This window comes from Haloarcula sp. CGMCC 1.2071 (assembly GCF_037078445.1).
GTDB classification, from domain to species: Archaea; Halobacteriota; Halobacteria; order Halobacteriales; family Haloarculaceae; genus Haloarcula; species Haloarcula amylolytica.
The window spans coordinates 1-899 of sequence record NZ_JAYMGY010000052.1 but is presented as its reverse complement, the minus strand read 5'-3'; the positions used below and the strand labels follow the sequence as shown (position 1 = coordinate 899).

At 60.1% G+C, this 899-nt stretch carries 1 protein-coding gene; it reads right to left on the bottom strand.

Annotated features, from left to right (window positions below; genetic code table 11):
* Positions 1-183: 183 nt before the first annotated feature.
* Positions 184-899: ISH3 family transposase (locus tag VI234_RS21170; RefSeq protein ID WP_336331227.1), on the bottom strand; the 716-nt coding region annotated here is incomplete at its 5' end.

The window sequence follows — 899 nt, the reverse complement described above, 5'->3', positions numbered from 1 at the left end:
TCAGTCGATCACATCGAAAGCCCACAAACCCCTCTAGTAGAGCTTGAATCCATGACTTCGATGCGTGGCCAGTTCTCGAAGTGAGACGGACGGTGAGTTTCGGCGGTGAGGAGTCGTGTCGGCGGCAGACTGCCGCCGACGCGACAGTGTCGCCACTCACAGCCGCTGTCCCGGCGGGGACAGCTACCGGAAGAACCGGTTGTCAAGTGGCTGATTCGCTGGAACAGACCTACGCACACCAAGTGCTGTCCAAGCTGCGCGAAGCGTCATTTCGCAGAACTCCGTGAACGACCACTGCAAGAGGCGGCGCCCCCCACGGCGGGGCGCCGCCACGTACCTCCAGTGGAGATACCGCCAGCTGTTCTGGAGCAGTAGGCTCACTACAAACATCACCAGCCGCAGTCCAGCGTCCTGAGAACTAGTGAAAGCGAGACTCTGCTTGGCTAATCGGTAGCTTGATTCGATGCCGAAGCGCTTGCTGTAGTGCTCTCGTGCATCTCGTGGCGTGTCGATGAACGGCGCGTCAGCGGCGTAGCCGTGACGCGCCACCCCGTGTTCGTCGTACCGTCCCTGCTGGTATACGCAGTCGATGAACACAGGGAACGTCACCTCGCCAGCGAGATCGTGTTCGATCTCGCGGCTCCACCCCTCACTGAGTTTGTTTTGAATCGTCTCACCCCACTTGACGATCGGCATCACATAGGCGTAATTGTGCGCGTACAGCAGCTTGAGACAAGTGCTGTTGTAGAACCCTCGATCGAGGTAGACGGCCTTGACGCCGAGGTCAAGGCCGTCAAGGAGTTCCAGGAACTCGGCGAGGACGTCGCTGGTGGTTTCGCCAGCGACGAGCTGGCGAACCGCCAGCGTGTACCGCTTGTTGCGTACGCGCACGTAGAGCG